Below are 13392 nucleotides of genomic sequence, written 5' to 3'. Positions count from 1 at the left end.
GCGTGGCTTCACGTTAGCATGACCCAAATCACATCCGGTGCTCGCGGCTCAGCTCCCGCGCGGGGCGAACATGATGACGGCCACCCCGGCCAAGCAGATCGCCGCGCCGGAGATGTCCCACCCGTCGGGCCGGTAGCCATCGAACAGAACTCCCCATACGAGAGATCCAGCGACGAAGACTCCGCCGTAGGCTGCGAGGATGCGGCCGAAATGCGCGTCCGGCTGCAGGGTCGCGACAAAGCCATAGGTTCCGAGGGCGAGCATCCCGAGGCCGGCCCACCACCAGGGCCTCCCCTCCCTCACGGACTGCCAGACGAGCCACGCGCCGCCGATCTCCGCGACCGCGGCAAGCACGAACAACACCGAGGATCTGAGGATGTTCACCGGCTGATCATCCCAGTTGCCCGCAGAGAAGCGCGGGATGTCAGTGGTGGATGTGCTCCCGGTCCCGGTACGCCGCGGTCTCGAGCTGGAAGGTCGAATGCTCGACCGCGAGCTCGAAGTGCTCGGCGACGCACTTCTGCAGGTCGGCCAGAATGGCCTGGGCGTGGCCGTCGGTCAGGCAGCGGTCCTCAAGCGTCACGTGCCCCGTGATGACGGGAGTCCCGGAACCCACGAGGCTCGCGTGGAGATCATGGACGTCGAGCACATGCGGGAGCGCGAGGATGTGCTCGCGGACGGCCCGCAGGTCCAAGCCCTTCGGGGTGGACTCGAGGAGCACGTCCGCCGTGTCCTTCAGCAGGCGCAGGGTGCGCGGAATGATGAGCACACCGATGAGGAGCGACACCACTGCGTCAGCCCGGGTCCAACCGGTGAGGCCGATGACGGCAGCAGCGACAATCACTGCGACAGACCCGAGCGCGTCGTTGAGGACCTCCAGGAACGCCGCCCGGAGGTTGAAGCTCCGGTGGCGGCTCGAGGCGAGGACGGCCATCGAGACGACGTTTCCAGCGAGGCCGATGACGCCGAACCACAGCATCGCCGCCGATCCCACCTCGGGCGGCTCGACAAGCCGGCGGACGGACTCGACGAGCACGAAGGCGCCGACCACAAGAAGGAGGCCGGCCTGCAGCGCAGCGGCAAGGATCTCCGCGCGCCGGTAGCCCCACGTCCGCTCCGGAGTGCGGGGCTTGAGCGCGAGCGAGGCGGCGATGAGGGCAATCAGGAGACCGGAGGCGTCGGTGAACATGTGCCCGGCATCAGCGAGCAGGGCGAGCGACCCGGAGAGTACGGTACCGATGACCTGGGCCACCATGATCACGACCGTCACCGTGAACACCGTCAGCAGCCGTCTGCGGTCCTTCACGGGGTCGACGTCATGCGCGTGCGAGTGATCGTTCACGCCGCGTACACCTCGAGGACCTTCATGTCTTCGAAGGTACCCGAGGGGAAGTGTCCGTGCGACGACTGCTACAAAGTAGAGCAACAGCCAGATACCTCAAGGAGCATGTGTGACAAGCGAACAGGGGGAACTCGCGCGGCGTCTGGGCACTTTCGATGCCGTCGCCATCGGCCTCGGGTCCATGATGGGAGCCGGTATCTTCGCCGCGTTCGCCCCTGCGGCCGTCTCGGCGGGGGCCGGGCTGGTGATCGGGCTCGCGATCGCTGGCGTAGTCGCCTACTGCAACGCAACGGCCTCCGCCCAGCTCGCGACGCAATACCCAACGTCGGGCGGCACCTACGTGTACGGACGGGAGCGCCTCGGCGAGTGGCCGGGATTCTTCGCCGGGTGGAGCTTCGTGATCGGCAAAACTGCGAGTGCGGCCGCGATGGCGATAACGTTCGCGGCCTATGCCGCCCCGGCCGGCTGGGAGAAGCCTGTCGCCGTGCTCGCGGTCCTCGCGGTAGGGGCCGTCAACTATGTCGGCGTCACCCGGACGGCGAATGCAACGAAAGTGCTCGCCGCCGCCGTCCTCGTGGTGCTCGCTTTCGTCGTCGTGCTCGGGCTGGCCCAAGGGCACCCGCAGCCATCGACGCTCACCACGGGCCTGCTCGACCGCGGTTGGTACGGCATCCTGCAGGCGGCCGCGCTCCTGTTCTTCGCATTCGCCGGCTACGCCCGCATCGCGACGATGGGCGAAGAGGTCAAAGAACCCCAGCGGACCATCCCGCGCGCCATCATCGTTGCGCTCGCCATCGTCCTCGTGGTCTATGCGGCGGTGGCACTCACGAGCCTTCTCACCATCGGCCCGGACAGGCTCGCCGCCTCTTCGGCCCCGTTGTCCGACGTGGTCACCGCGGGCGGCTCCGTGTGGGCGTCGCCCATCGTTCGGCTCGGGGCAGCCGCGGCGACGCTCGGGTCTCTCCTCTCGATCACCGCGGGCATCGGCCGGACCACCCTCGCGATGGCCCGCCACCAGGACCTGCCCGGCTGGCTCGCTGCCGTCCACGACCGGTACCACGTGCCGCACCGCGCCGAAGTCGTCCTCGCCGTCGTCGTATGCATCCTCGTGGTGACGACGGATCTCCGGGGGGCCCTCGGGTTCTCCTCGTTCGGCGTTCTGCTCTACTACTTCGTGGCAAACGCCTCGGCCTTCACACAGGATCACGGGCACCGGCTGTACCCCAAGGTCCTCCAGATCCTGGGGGCTATCGGCTGCGTTGCGTTGGCCGGGTGCCTCCCGCTGCCCTCGATCGTCGCAGGCCTCGTTGTCCTCGCCGTCGGCATCGTCTACCGCCTCATAGGCCAGCGTGTGCGGCGCGAGGCCTCGGGCACCGCCCGAAACCCGCGGTAGCCGTCAGGGTTTCGGGGGCCCGCCGGGTTTTGCGATCCCTCTAGACACGCCGACGGGCGGCTCCCCGAGGGGAACCGCCCGTCGCTCCAAGCGAGGCTCAACTCTGGCGCAGGTTCTCCTGCGCCTCCTGGGCGCGGTCTTGCACCGAAGCGCCTTGATGCTGCGCCTCCTGCTTCACGTTCTGGGCGCTTTCCGTTGCCGTCTCCTTGACTGACTGGACCGCTTCCTGGGCGGGTTGCCTGAGGTGGGAGGCAGCCTCGGATGCAGCGTCCGAGAGTTGCTGAGTCACGGGCTCAGCCTTCTCCTTCACCGTCTGGGCGAGTTCCTGCTCCTTCTGGCTCGGCGGGATGAGCGACGAGACCAGGAGGCCTGCACCGAACGCGATGAGACCGGCGGCGAGCGGATTGCCCTGAGCCTTCCGGGTCACCTTCTGCTTGGCCTGCCCCATGGAGTCGCCCGCGTTCGAAAGCGCTCCGCGCGCGCTGTCGGCAGCGTCCGAAAGACTGTCCGTCGTGTCTTCGGCCGTGCCCATGATGCGGTCCTTCACCCCGGAGACTGCGCCCCTGACCCGCTCGGTCTGGCGGTGCGCTATGTGCGAAGGGGTGACTTTGTCGGCGACTGCATCGACGTCGTAGCCCAACCTCTGTCGGGTCTGTTCGATGTCCGCTCGGATGGCGTCGGGATTCTCACTCATCGTGGCTCCTCACTCGGCTTGAGGGATTCCGGAATCTTCTTCATGGAGTCGGCGGTACGGGGCATTCCCTTGACCGACTGGAGGTCCTTCTTGGCACGGGCCGCGAGGATGCCCGCGATGATCGCCCAGATGACGGCCACGATCACGGCGGACCAGCCCAGCCCTATCGCGGTGGCACCCAGCGCCCACATGAGAGCGAGGGAGAGGAACAGGAGCGTGAAGTGACCGGCGATGCCGGCTCCCCCGTACATTCCCGCCCCACGCCCGGCCCGCTTCGCGGATTGGGTCGCCTCGGCTTTCGCGAGGGCAAGCTCTTGGCGCATGAGCGTCGAGAGGTCCTGGGTCACGTCGCTCAGGAGGTCGCCAATCGAGGTGCTCGCAGCCTTTTCCTCGGCCGGCGGGGTGGGCGGGGAACCTGAGGCCGCGGACGACGGCGGCGGGTAGCCAGGCGTGCCGCCCACCGGAGCTTCATACGGGTGGCTCATCGCAGCTCACCCCGGTCCTGGCGCGGAACCGGCGGAATCTCGTCCGTCACCGGATCCGCGTCCTCGCCCAAGAGGCCGCCTTCATCGCTCTCCGCGAGGTCAGCACCGGGAGCGGTCGCATGCCGCGCGCCTGGAGGAGCGCCATACGCGGCACTGCTCGTGATAGCGCCCTCCTGGACCGCACCCTCGTCCCACGCCGAGTGCTCGACCGTGTTCGACTGGCCGTATCCGTCAGGCCGCGGTTCGTAGCCCGGGACGGCTGGCTCGATTCCCCCTGGCACGGGGGTGACGGGAGGCTCCACGTCCGGTGACACGGGAACGCCGCTCCCCGGAGTTCCGGCGCCGGCCGGGTAGGCCCCGCTCGTTCCGGAGTAAGCACCCGTCGTGCCCGGGTAAGCGCCCGTCGTGCCTGAGTAGGCACCTGTGGTGCCAGCCGCATAGCCGTGGCCCGCGGGGTAGGCCTCCGGCGAGGTCCCCCTGGCTGCCGGCTGCCCCCCGCCGTCGTTCGATGCGCCGGCGGCGAGCGAGCGAGTCAGACGCCCAGCGAGGAGACCGGCTCCTGCCGCGAGAGCGAGGAAGGTGCCCGGCTTCCGCCGCGCGTACGATTTGAGCTCGTTGACGAGCGAACCGGGATCACGCTGGCCGAGGTAATCGGCGAACGCGCCTGCCCTCTGCGCTGCCTGACGGACCAGATCGGTCCCGACGCCCGGATTGTCGCTCTTCGAGGCAAGCGAGCTGAGCTCTTCGTGAAGGGACCTGAGACCTTCGGCCGCCCGATCCTGCTGAGCGGACGCCTGCTGCATGAGCTCCTGCCGGCTCTGGTGGATGAGGTCCTTGGCCTGGTACTGAGCCTCACGGGCGACATTCGTCGCCTCGTCCTTTGCCGTCTGCCCGACCGCGCTCGCCGAGGCGCCCGCTTCTTGGGCGACTCCGCGAGCCTCATCCTTCGCCGTCTCCGCAGTGGAACTCTGCGAGGTGGGCGAGCTGCTTCCTGGGGCACCCAGCGGTGTGCCGGGACCGTTCGATGGAAAATCGACCATCGTGGGTTCCTCTCGACTCGGTGTGCTTGTGGTGCCGGGCTGATACCCGTGGTTGAGGAGCACACACAATTCCTTGCCTTACCGCTTCAGGGGTTTGATCGGCCGCTTTAGGGGCAGCAAAGCGACAGCATCCCTTTGGGGAGAAGCGCGATCGCATCCGGGGAAGGAAGTTCACTTTGAGTCGGCATGACACGCGGGAGAGCGCGAAGCGCGAGAGCACTTGGGAAAAGGCAGAAAAGGCGCCCCCGCCGAACGACGCTCGCAAGCCGCGGCGGCCACAGGACGTCACCAAGCCCTCATGGCGGTATATCGCACGGAAGACCCTGCGAGAATTCACCAACGACCAATGCATGGATCTCGCGGCGGGTCTCACGTATTACGGCATCCTCGCCCTCTTCCCCGCGCTCCTCGCGATCGTGTCGCTCCTCGGACTCTTCGGGCAGGCGGAGAACACGGTCAGCGGGATGATGAATATCGTCCAGAGCGTGGCGCCCGGCGCAACCACGGACACCATCCGCCAGCCCATCGAAGACCTCGCCCACAACCCGGCCGCAGGCCTGACCCTCATCGGCGGCCTGGTTGGCGCCATCTGGTCGGCTTCGGGCTACGTCCGGGCCTTCGGGCGGGCCATGAACCGGGTCTACGAAATCAACGAGGGGCGTCCCTTCATCCGCCTCCGCGGCACCACGCTTGCGGTCACCGTGGTCGCAGTCATCGTGGTGTCGATTATCTCCGCGATCCTCGTGCTCAGCGGCCCTGTCGCCGAGTCGGTCGGGAATGCAGCCGGCCTCGGCGGAGCGACCGTAATGGTCTGGAACATTGTCAAGTGGCCGGTCGCCATTGCGCTTGTCATTGGCCTCATCGCAGTCCTCTACTACTTCACGCCGAACGTGCGCCAGCCCAAGTTCCGGTGGATGAGCATGGGATCGCTGATCGCGCTTGTCATCTTCGCCCTCGCCACGCTCGGCTTCGGGTTCTACGTGGGCAACTTCGGCCATTACAACAAGACTTATGGGGCGCTGGGTGGCGTCATCATCCTGCTTCTGTGGGTTTGGCTGCTCAACATGTCGCTCCTGTTCGGCGCGGAATTCGACGCAGAGGTCGAGCGGGGCCGAGAGCTCCAGGCCGGAATTCCCGCTGAAGAGTCAATCCAGCTCCCGCCCAAGTCCACGGACAAGATCGAAAAGCGCGAGGAGCAGGTCGAAAAGGACATCCACTACGCGCGCGAACTGCGGCACTCTCATGGAGAGGAAGCTCCGCAGGCGACAGAACAAGCAGAACAGCCATACAATTAATTGCGCGTCCGGTGTGGAGCTGTCCCCCACAGCGACCCCCGGGCGCGTATTTGCGTCTGCTGCCCGCCTCCCCGCAAGCCGGGCGGCCCGCAGTCGAGCAACGCCGGCACTGGGCAGGAGCACGCCCCAGCTGCGCAGGAACGTCATCAGTCCGAGGGCTTCCTCGAGCTCGCAGGCGTACTCGCGCCGGGTCTCGCCACTGCCCCGTACTCGGCCCACCGGGGCCGGGGCGAGACCGAGCTGGAGCACCACCGCTTCCACGCCCTGCTGGGCAGGCTCAAGAGAACCCGGCCCCTGGCATAGGCTCCCCGCGGAGACCCCTAGGGTCCCCTATTCTCGCAACCCTTTCTTGAAACCCTGTTCTCGGCAAACTACCATCGCAATGGGAAACGAGAACCAACGGCTATGGGGAAGAAGGTGTGCGGTGAGGCCCTCGCTCGCGCTCGAGGCACGGCGCGCCGCGGTGCGCGAGGCCCCCGCCCGCCACCGGGCAGGGAACCCGCGCGTGTTCGGCTCCGTTCTCCACGGGACCGACCACGACGGATCGGACCTGGACCTGCTCGTGGACGCGATGCCCGGGGCGACCCTGTTCGATCTGGGGGCCCTGGCCGAGGAGCTCGAGGACCTCCTCGGCGTCCACGTCGACGTCCTGACCCCGGCCGACCTCCCGCAGAAGTTCCGCGCCAGGGTGATCGCCGAGGCCCGGCCCGTATGAGCCGGGCGAACCGGCTCGAAGACTACCTGGAGCACATCGGCCAGGCCGCACAGGACGCCTTGGACTTCACCGCCGGGATGGACCGGGACGGGTTCGGCCGCGACCGCCGCACCCAGCAGGCCGTGGTCATGAGCCTGGTCATCGTCGGTGAGGCCGCGGCGAAGATCATGGACACCTACCCCGGCTACGCCGAGGCGCATCCCGAAGTGCCTTGGCGGGCTATGCGCGGGATGCGCAATCGCATCGCCCACGGCTACTTCGAGATCAACCTCGACCTCGTCTGGGACACTGTCACCACCGCCCTCCCGGACCTCCTGTCCCAGCTCGAGGACGTCCCGGTCCAACCCGATGCCGGCGGGAGCCCGCCGTGCTGATCGGCTATGTGCGGGTCTCCACGACCGACCAGAACGCCGTGATGCAGGAAGCGGCCCTCAACGCCGCCGGATGCGCCAAGGTCTTCACAGACACCGCCAGCTGCACGAAGGCCAACCGGCCTGGCCTGGAGAAAGCCCTCGACCAGCTCCGGGAAGGCGACACCCTCGTCGTGTGGAGACTCGACCGCCTCGGGCGCAGCGTCAAGCACCTCATCGCCTTCACTGAGACCCTCGCCGAGATGGGGGCGGGATTCCGCTCCCTCACCGACCAGATCGACACCACAACCCCGGCAGGGAAGTTCTTCTTCCACCTCATGGCGTCCCTGGCCGAGATGGAACGCGAGCTCATCGCCGAACGAACCCGTGCCGGCCTAGAAGTCGCCCGCCGCAACGGACGCACCCCGGGCCGCAGGCCCAAGATGACACCCTCCAAGATCAGATCCGCCAGGACCCTGCTGGCCGAGGGCACACCACCACGCGAAGTCGCCAAGAACCTCGGTGTCTCTGTCCCGACCCTCTACCGATGGCTCCCCGCCACCGACCGTTGAGAACGAGATCGTTCGGGCCATTCACAATTTGACCGTGACCCGCGAATCAGCTGATGCGAGGGTCAACGGGGATGCAAGATCAATTTCTGAATCGAACAGGAAGGCCAGATCAACAATCCCGAGAAATGGTCCCTCGCCCCGAGAGCTACGTCATCCCCCCGGCGTATCGAGGTGAAGGATCGCGGTGGCCCTGAATCGAGCCCCTCACTCCCCGGATGCACCCGCGCCTGCCCATCGGACGTGCGCCCACTGAGAGGATCGGGATGTGATCCTTGACACACTGACCGCTACCGCGGAACATTGATGAATCGCGTGTTTGATCAATCAAATCCGCCAGTAAGATGCACGGGTTGAACGATCAGAAAGATCCAATGAGGGACGGAAGCAAAGCGTGAACGGAGAAGGCCCATCGCCGGTCGTTTCCCGGCCCACGGTCTCTAGCGTCGCGCTCCTGGCCGGAGTTTCGCGCCAGACGGTGTCCAATGCGCTCAACAATCCTGAACGACTCCAGCCGGACACGCTGAAGAAGGTCCTCGCCACCATCGCGGAGACGGGATACGTCCGCAGCGCAGCGGCACGCCAGATGCGCACCGCTCGTTCCGGCGTCCTCGCGTACAGGCTCGATCCGGTCCGAGACGGGATCGGCGGCGCGGTCCTCGACACGTTCCTCCATGCCCTTTCGGTGGAGGCAGAACGCCGGGACTATCGCGTCATGCTCTACACGGCGGACTCAGACGAGGCAGAGCTGAGCCAATTCTCAAGGCTCATCCAAGCCCAGGCTGTCGACGCCTTCATCCTCATCGAAACGCACCGTGGCGATGTCCGCTATCAATGGCTCACCGAACACGGGGTGCCCTTCTCCGTGTTCGGCCGCCCCTGGTCCGACGAAGGCTCTGGCCATGGACAGGTGCCAACCCAAGACGAAGGCCACGCGTGGGTCGACGTCGATGGCGCGGCCGGCACGGCAGAGGCCACGAGCCACCTCCTCGGCCTGGGCCACCGCGAGATCGCTTTCCTCGGATGGCCAAAAGGATCCGAGACGGGCGACGAACGACGGCGCGGATGGGCAGAGACCCTCGGCCAAGCCGGGATCGGCTCCGACCGACTCGAGTCCCTTGATTCGGAGCAGCCGGACGGGATTCTGGCAGGCGCCGATGCTGCCATTCGACTCCTCGCCACTGGAGCGACGGCTTTCGTCTGCGCCTCGGACTCGCTCGGAATCGGCGCTCTCAGCGCCGTCCAAGCGGGAGGCGGTCAGGCCGCCGTCGTCGGTTTCGACGACACGCCCACCGCCGCCGCCCTTGGTCTCAGCTCCATACGCCAGCCGATCGAGAAGGCGGTGAGCTGCGCTCTGGGCAGCGTCTTCGCCCAGCTCGACGGAGCCTCCGGCGTTACGGAGGGCCCGAACCTCCTCCTCCCCCAGCTCATCGTCCGGACGAGCTCCAGGCCGGTCTCGGGAAGCCCGGCGTAGCCCGGGCCCAAGTTCGCTGCCAGCCTGCCGCAAGCCCTATGCCATTCCTCGGAAGGACCCCCATGGCCTCCGCCCTCGCTTCTAGTCCCGCTCAAGCGCTCGGCCCGGTCCGCATCAGGCGCGCAGTCCCCGACGACGCGGAACGGTATCCCCAGGTTCTCGGGCCGCTTCCGCCCCAACTCGCGTGGGCCCTCGACGAAGGAGGCCTTTCGACATCCCTCGATGCGGCCGCAGCGGGCCCCCAGAGGTTCCACGAAACGCTCGCTGCCGCCCACGCCAAGGGCTACAACGCGGCCCTGTCGTCGGTCTCCGCAGCGCTCATCGCCTTGGCGCCCGACGGCGAGCCCCTCGGAAGCCTCGTTGCAACACCTGCCGTACGGGCGTTCCGACAGCCGTACACATTCCACGGCCATACTCAGCTCGAACGGCTCAGCCTGATCTTCGCCGCCGAGGTCCTCAGGATGACCGTTCCTGAGTCCTCCCGAACTGGCGCGGCCCTCCTGCACTCGGCCGCAGACCTCTACAGTCGGGCCGGATACGGAGTCCTCTTCGGTGCCGTCAGCTCGGACGTCGAAGCGCCGTTGCCAGCGCCCTTCTCCACCATCGCCGCAGGCAAGGTGCTGTGCCTCGACCCTGCCTTCCTCGGCCACTCAGTCGGTCTCGCACTCGTCCATCCCGATCCGGATACGCGCATCTACTACACGAGCCTGCAGGAAGAGCCCCAGACAGGTTGGGAGTACGAAGTCCCGAAGGGCGCCGACGGGCCCTGACAATGTCCTGAACGGGGCCGCAGGCGCACCGGGCTACGGCGACGCTGCCACGAAATCATGTTGGGCTGACTACGAAATGGTGTTGGCCCCGAAAGGTCAATCGGCCTCGTGCACTGGTGAGCGGCGCTCTGCGACGAGAAGGGCGGCCATGTGCCGTGCACGAGCGGCTGCATCCAGATCGCCCTCTGCTGCCGCGACGATGGCGCCTTTCAGAAGGATGTGACAGGACCATGCGAACCCGTCCGGGTCACTGAGCTTGGCGTTCCGTGCGATGCCCGCAAGCTGCTCGCGGGTGCGTGCAAGGTATTCCAGGCTCGCTTTTCCGAGGGGATGGGCGGGCCCCATCTCCATGAGGACGTGCAGGAATGAACTCACTTCGGAGGACCCTTGGCGGAACCACTCGTCGAAGACGTCGAATACGGCAAGGAGGGCAGGCGTCTCGCTTCCGTTGTGGCGTCTGACGGCCTCGTCGATCGCCGCACTGCGTTCCTCATACCAGCGCTGAAGGTAGGCCAGAACGAGATCGTCCTTGGTGCGGAAATACTTGTAGAAAGTGGCCTTGGCTACGCCAGAACGCTCGATGAGTTCGTCGACGCCTACATCCCGGATGCCCCGCTCGGCGAACAGCGAAAAGGAGACATCGAGGATCCGCTGCCGGGCGCCCGGCTTCGGTGGCGCCTGAGCGCGGTCCTTCCCTGCCATGTCCGCCACTTACCCAAGAATTCAAAGGCGAATCAACGGCGGCCGGATATCCCAAACAGATCCTGCTGCGCAGTTAGGCTGAACCGCATGGCCTCTCAAAGTGTGCCCGTACAGAAGCTCCGCGAGAAAGTCGACGCGGATTTCGCCCGCACGATCGATGAGCTGAAGGCACTGGTCGCGGTCCCAGGAATCGCCTGGGCAGAATTCGACCCCGCGGACCTCGCTCGAAGCGCAGGCCTTGTCGCGGCTCTCGCCGAGTCGTCCGCATACCCCAACATCGAAATCCTCTCGGCAAAAGGGCCTGACGGCGCCTCTGGCGCACCCGCCGTCGTCGCCCGTCGCCTGCCCAAGCCGGGATGGCCCACGGTGATGCTCTACGCCCACCACGACGTGCAGCCCCCGGGCGACGCCGCACTCTGGACTTCAGGGCCGTTCACTCCTGAGGAACGAGACGGCCGGCTGTGGGGTCGGGGGGCAGCGGACGACAAGTCCGGGATCGTCACCCACCTCGCGGCCTTCCGCTGCCTCACCGACGTTCTCGGCGACCGTTTCGGTCTCGGAGTCACTCTCTTCATCGAAGGCGAAGAGGAATCTGGTTCGGCAACGCTCGGTGCATTCTTGGCAGAGCATGCGGCGCTCCTGAAGAGCGACATCATTGTGGTGGCTGACTCGGGAGTCTGGAAGATCGGCGTGCCCGCCCTGACTACCAGCCTCCGCGGCCTCGTCGACGGAACGATCGAACTCCGCTCCCTCAACCACGGGCTCCACTCGGGGACCTACGGAGGTCCCGTCCTGGACGCGGTCACACTGCTCGCCAAGCTCCTCGCAACGTTCCACGACGCGACGGGTGCTGTCGCCATCGAGGGCCTGATCTCGGCCGACACTGCCGAGAGGGACATCGACGAGGGAACCTTCCGGGCCGATGCGTCGGTCCCCCCGGGCGTGAGGCTCGCGGGCACGGGGACCATCACCTCGAGGCTCTGGACGAAGCCCGCGCTCGCCATCATCGGCCTCGACGCCCCCGCCGTGGCCACTGCGTCCAATACCCTCGTACCCACGGCCACGGCGAAGTTCAGCCTCCGCATCGCGCCGGGCGACAGCCCGGAGAATGCTATGGATGCAATCCGCCGGCATGTGCGGATGCACGCGCCCGCCGGGGCCGAAGTGACGGTCACGTCCGGGCGGGCGAGCATGCCGTACGCCGCAGACCTTTCGTCCCCAGCAGTCGGCGACGCGCTGTGGTCCATGGAGGAGGCATGGGGATCCGCTCCCGTCAGGGTTGGTGTGGGCGGCTCCATCCCGCTCGTCTCAGCGCTCGCCGGGCACTTCCCGCAGGCCCAGATCCTGATCACCGGCGCCGAGGACCCGGATTCGCGGGCCCACGGCGAAGACGAATCCGTCCACCTCGACGAACTGCGGCGCTCGATCCTCGCGGAAGTGCTGCTCCTGTCCAAGCTCAACGAGCGTTAGGACGGAGGCTGACGATGGGATCGGTCGGGCGATTCGACACGCTGCAGCAGAGGCATCCGTGGCTCGGATACCCCCTGGCCGTGCTCTACAAGTACCTCGACGATCAGGGACCGTTCCTCGCCGCGCTGATCACGTACTACGCCTTCGTGTCGCTGTTCCCACTGCTTCTGCTGCTCTCGACGCTGCTCAGCTTCGTGCTTTCCGGCGACCCTGAGCTCCAGACCCAAATCATGACGTCGGCGCTCACCGAGTTCCCGGTCATCGGCACCCAACTGTCCGAGCCGAAGGGGCTCGGCGGGGGGACGGTCGGCGTCGTCATCGGAATCCTCGGTGCTCTCTACGGCGGGATCGGAGTCGCTCAGGCGATCCAGCACGCCATGAACACCGCATGGTCGATCCCCCGCAACAGCCGGCCGGATCCGATCAAGTCCCGGGGCCGAAGCCTCCTCCTGCTAGGCACCGTTGGCCTGGCCCTGATCGGCACCACCGTCCTCTCTGCCCTCGGAGGCTACGCGGACGCCCTCGGTGCTGCGGGCCGAGCGGTCTTCCTGGCCTTGTCGATTGCGGTGAATGCTGGGGCGTTCATCCTCGCCTTCCGCATCGGCACGGTCCGTCCCCTCACCGTCAGGCAGGTCCTCCCCGGCGCAGTCGGTGCCGCCATCGCGTGGCAACTCCTGCAGTCCCTGGGGCCTATCTATGTCGCGCAGGTCGTCAGGCGGGCCAGCGAAATGAACGGTGTGTTCGCCGTCGTCCTCGGCTTGCTGGCCTTCCTCTACCTCGCGGCGGTCGCCATCGTCCTGTGCGTCGAGGCGAACGTCGTCCGGGTCGACCGGCTCCATCCGCGCGCCCTGCTCACACCGTTCACCGATCAAGTGGACCTCACGGCCGGCGACCGGAAGTCCTACACCCGGCAGGCCAAGGCACAGCGCTTGAAGGGATTCGAGCGGATCGATGTCACCTTCGGGGAGCGATCCCCCGACGAAGCCGCCCAACCGGGCGGCAAGGAATCAGCAGACAGCCCGGAGGAAGGGCCGCAAACGCGCGAGGATAGCTGATTCGCGCATCTTCCGGGCCCCTCCCCCAACCACTGCTC

15 protein-coding genes are annotated in these 13392 nt (G+C 66.9%); 9 read left to right on the top strand and 6 right to left on the bottom strand.

Going from position 1 to position 13392, the window contains the following annotated elements; genetic code table 11:
- Positions 1-48: 48 nt before the first annotated feature.
- Together L0M17_RS09240 and L0M17_RS09235 are read right to left on the bottom strand one after the other, a co-directional pair.
- Complete coding sequence (locus L0M17_RS09240; protein WP_241053675.1) at positions 49-384, bottom strand: YnfA family protein; 336 nt, start codon at positions 382-384, stop codon at positions 49-51.
- Positions 385-424: 40 nt separating this feature from the next.
- Positions 425-1342 carry a cation diffusion facilitator family transporter gene (locus tag L0M17_RS09235; RefSeq protein WP_372498008.1) on the bottom strand — a complete coding sequence of 306 codons (918 nt, stop codon included), beginning with the start codon at positions 1340-1342 and terminating at the stop codon, positions 425-427.
- Between the two features lie 109 nt (positions 1343-1451).
- Here L0M17_RS09235 and L0M17_RS09230 point away from each other — a divergent pair, with 109 nt between their 5' ends.
- The gene (locus L0M17_RS09230; RefSeq protein WP_241053673.1) at positions 1452-2735 is read left to right on the top strand and encodes an APC family permease; all 1284 of its coding nucleotides are present in this window, start codon (positions 1452-1454) and stop codon (positions 2733-2735) included.
- 97 nt (positions 2736-2832) lie between these two features.
- Here the strand turns inward: L0M17_RS09230 and L0M17_RS09225 are convergent, their stop codons facing one another.
- From L0M17_RS09225 to L0M17_RS09215, 3 genes are read right to left on the bottom strand one after another with little or no spacing between them, the layout of a single operon-like run.
- Positions 2833-3429: a DUF3618 domain-containing protein gene (locus L0M17_RS09225; RefSeq protein WP_241053672.1), complete on the bottom strand. Its 597-nt coding sequence runs from the start codon at positions 3427-3429 to the stop codon at positions 2833-2835.
- Positions 3426-3890 (bottom strand): phage holin family protein, encoded by a 465-nt coding sequence (locus L0M17_RS09220; protein ID WP_372498007.1) that lies wholly within the window; start codon positions 3888-3890, stop codon positions 3426-3428. Before L0M17_RS09220 ends, L0M17_RS09225 begins: the two co-directional genes overlap by 4 nt.
- 20 nt (positions 3891-3910) lie before the next feature.
- Positions 3911-4954, bottom strand: coding sequence for a hypothetical protein (locus tag L0M17_RS09215; RefSeq protein ID WP_241053671.1), 1044 nt, complete (start codon positions 4952-4954; stop codon positions 3911-3913).
- 176 nt (positions 4955-5130) lie between these two features.
- Here L0M17_RS09215 and L0M17_RS09210 point away from each other — a divergent pair, with 176 nt between their 5' ends.
- The 6 genes from L0M17_RS09210 (at position 5131) to L0M17_RS09185 (ending at position 10127) form a co-directional block, all read left to right on the top strand.
- Positions 5131-6249 (top strand): YihY/virulence factor BrkB family protein, encoded by a 1119-nt coding sequence (locus L0M17_RS09210; RefSeq protein WP_241053670.1) that lies wholly within the window; start codon positions 5131-5133, stop codon positions 6247-6249.
- A gap of 424 nt (positions 6250-6673) precedes the next feature.
- Positions 6674-6964 (top strand): nucleotidyltransferase family protein, encoded by a 291-nt coding sequence (locus L0M17_RS09205; protein WP_241053669.1) that lies wholly within the window; start codon positions 6674-6676, stop codon positions 6962-6964.
- Positions 6961-7338, top strand: a complete 378-nt coding sequence (locus L0M17_RS09200; protein ID WP_241053668.1) for a HepT-like ribonuclease domain-containing protein — start codon at positions 6961-6963, stop codon at positions 7336-7338. The genes L0M17_RS09205 and L0M17_RS09200 overlap by 4 nt, the downstream gene beginning before the upstream one ends.
- Positions 7332-7886: a recombinase family protein gene (locus L0M17_RS09195; protein ID WP_241053667.1), complete on the top strand. Its 555-nt coding sequence runs from the start codon at positions 7332-7334 to the stop codon at positions 7884-7886. The genes L0M17_RS09200 and L0M17_RS09195 overlap by 7 nt, the downstream gene beginning before the upstream one ends.
- A 391-nt stretch (positions 7887-8277) precedes the next feature.
- On the top strand, positions 8278-9357 hold the full coding sequence (locus tag L0M17_RS09190; protein ID WP_241053666.1) for a LacI family DNA-binding transcriptional regulator: 1080 nt from the start codon (positions 8278-8280) through the stop codon (positions 9355-9357).
- A 62-nt stretch (positions 9358-9419) separates the two neighbouring features.
- Complete coding sequence (locus L0M17_RS09185) at positions 9420-10127, top strand: hypothetical protein (RefSeq protein WP_241053664.1); 708 nt, start codon at positions 9420-9422, stop codon at positions 10125-10127.
- Between the two features lie 96 nt (positions 10128-10223).
- Here L0M17_RS09185 and L0M17_RS09180 read toward each other — a convergent pair whose 3' ends face one another.
- Positions 10224-10829, bottom strand: coding sequence for a TetR/AcrR family transcriptional regulator (locus L0M17_RS09180; protein ID WP_241056379.1), 606 nt, complete (start codon positions 10827-10829; stop codon positions 10224-10226).
- An 87-nt stretch (positions 10830-10916) separates the two neighbouring features.
- Here L0M17_RS09180 and L0M17_RS09175 point away from each other — a divergent pair, with 87 nt between their 5' ends.
- Complete coding sequence (locus L0M17_RS09175) at positions 10917-12299, top strand: M20/M25/M40 family metallo-hydrolase (RefSeq protein WP_241053662.1); 1383 nt, start codon at positions 10917-10919, stop codon at positions 12297-12299.
- Positions 12300-12313: 14 nt separating this feature from the next.
- Positions 12314-13354, top strand: a complete 1041-nt coding sequence (locus L0M17_RS09170; protein ID WP_241053661.1) for a YihY/virulence factor BrkB family protein — start codon at positions 12314-12316, stop codon at positions 13352-13354.
- The last annotated feature ends 38 nt before the right edge of the window (positions 13355-13392 follow it).

The organism is Sinomonas terrae (assembly GCF_022539255.1).
GTDB lineage: Bacteria > Actinomycetota > Actinomycetes > Actinomycetales > Micrococcaceae > Sinomonas > Sinomonas terrae.
Note: the sequence above shows the minus strand (reverse complement) of the source record. Positions and strands in the feature narration are given on the sequence as shown.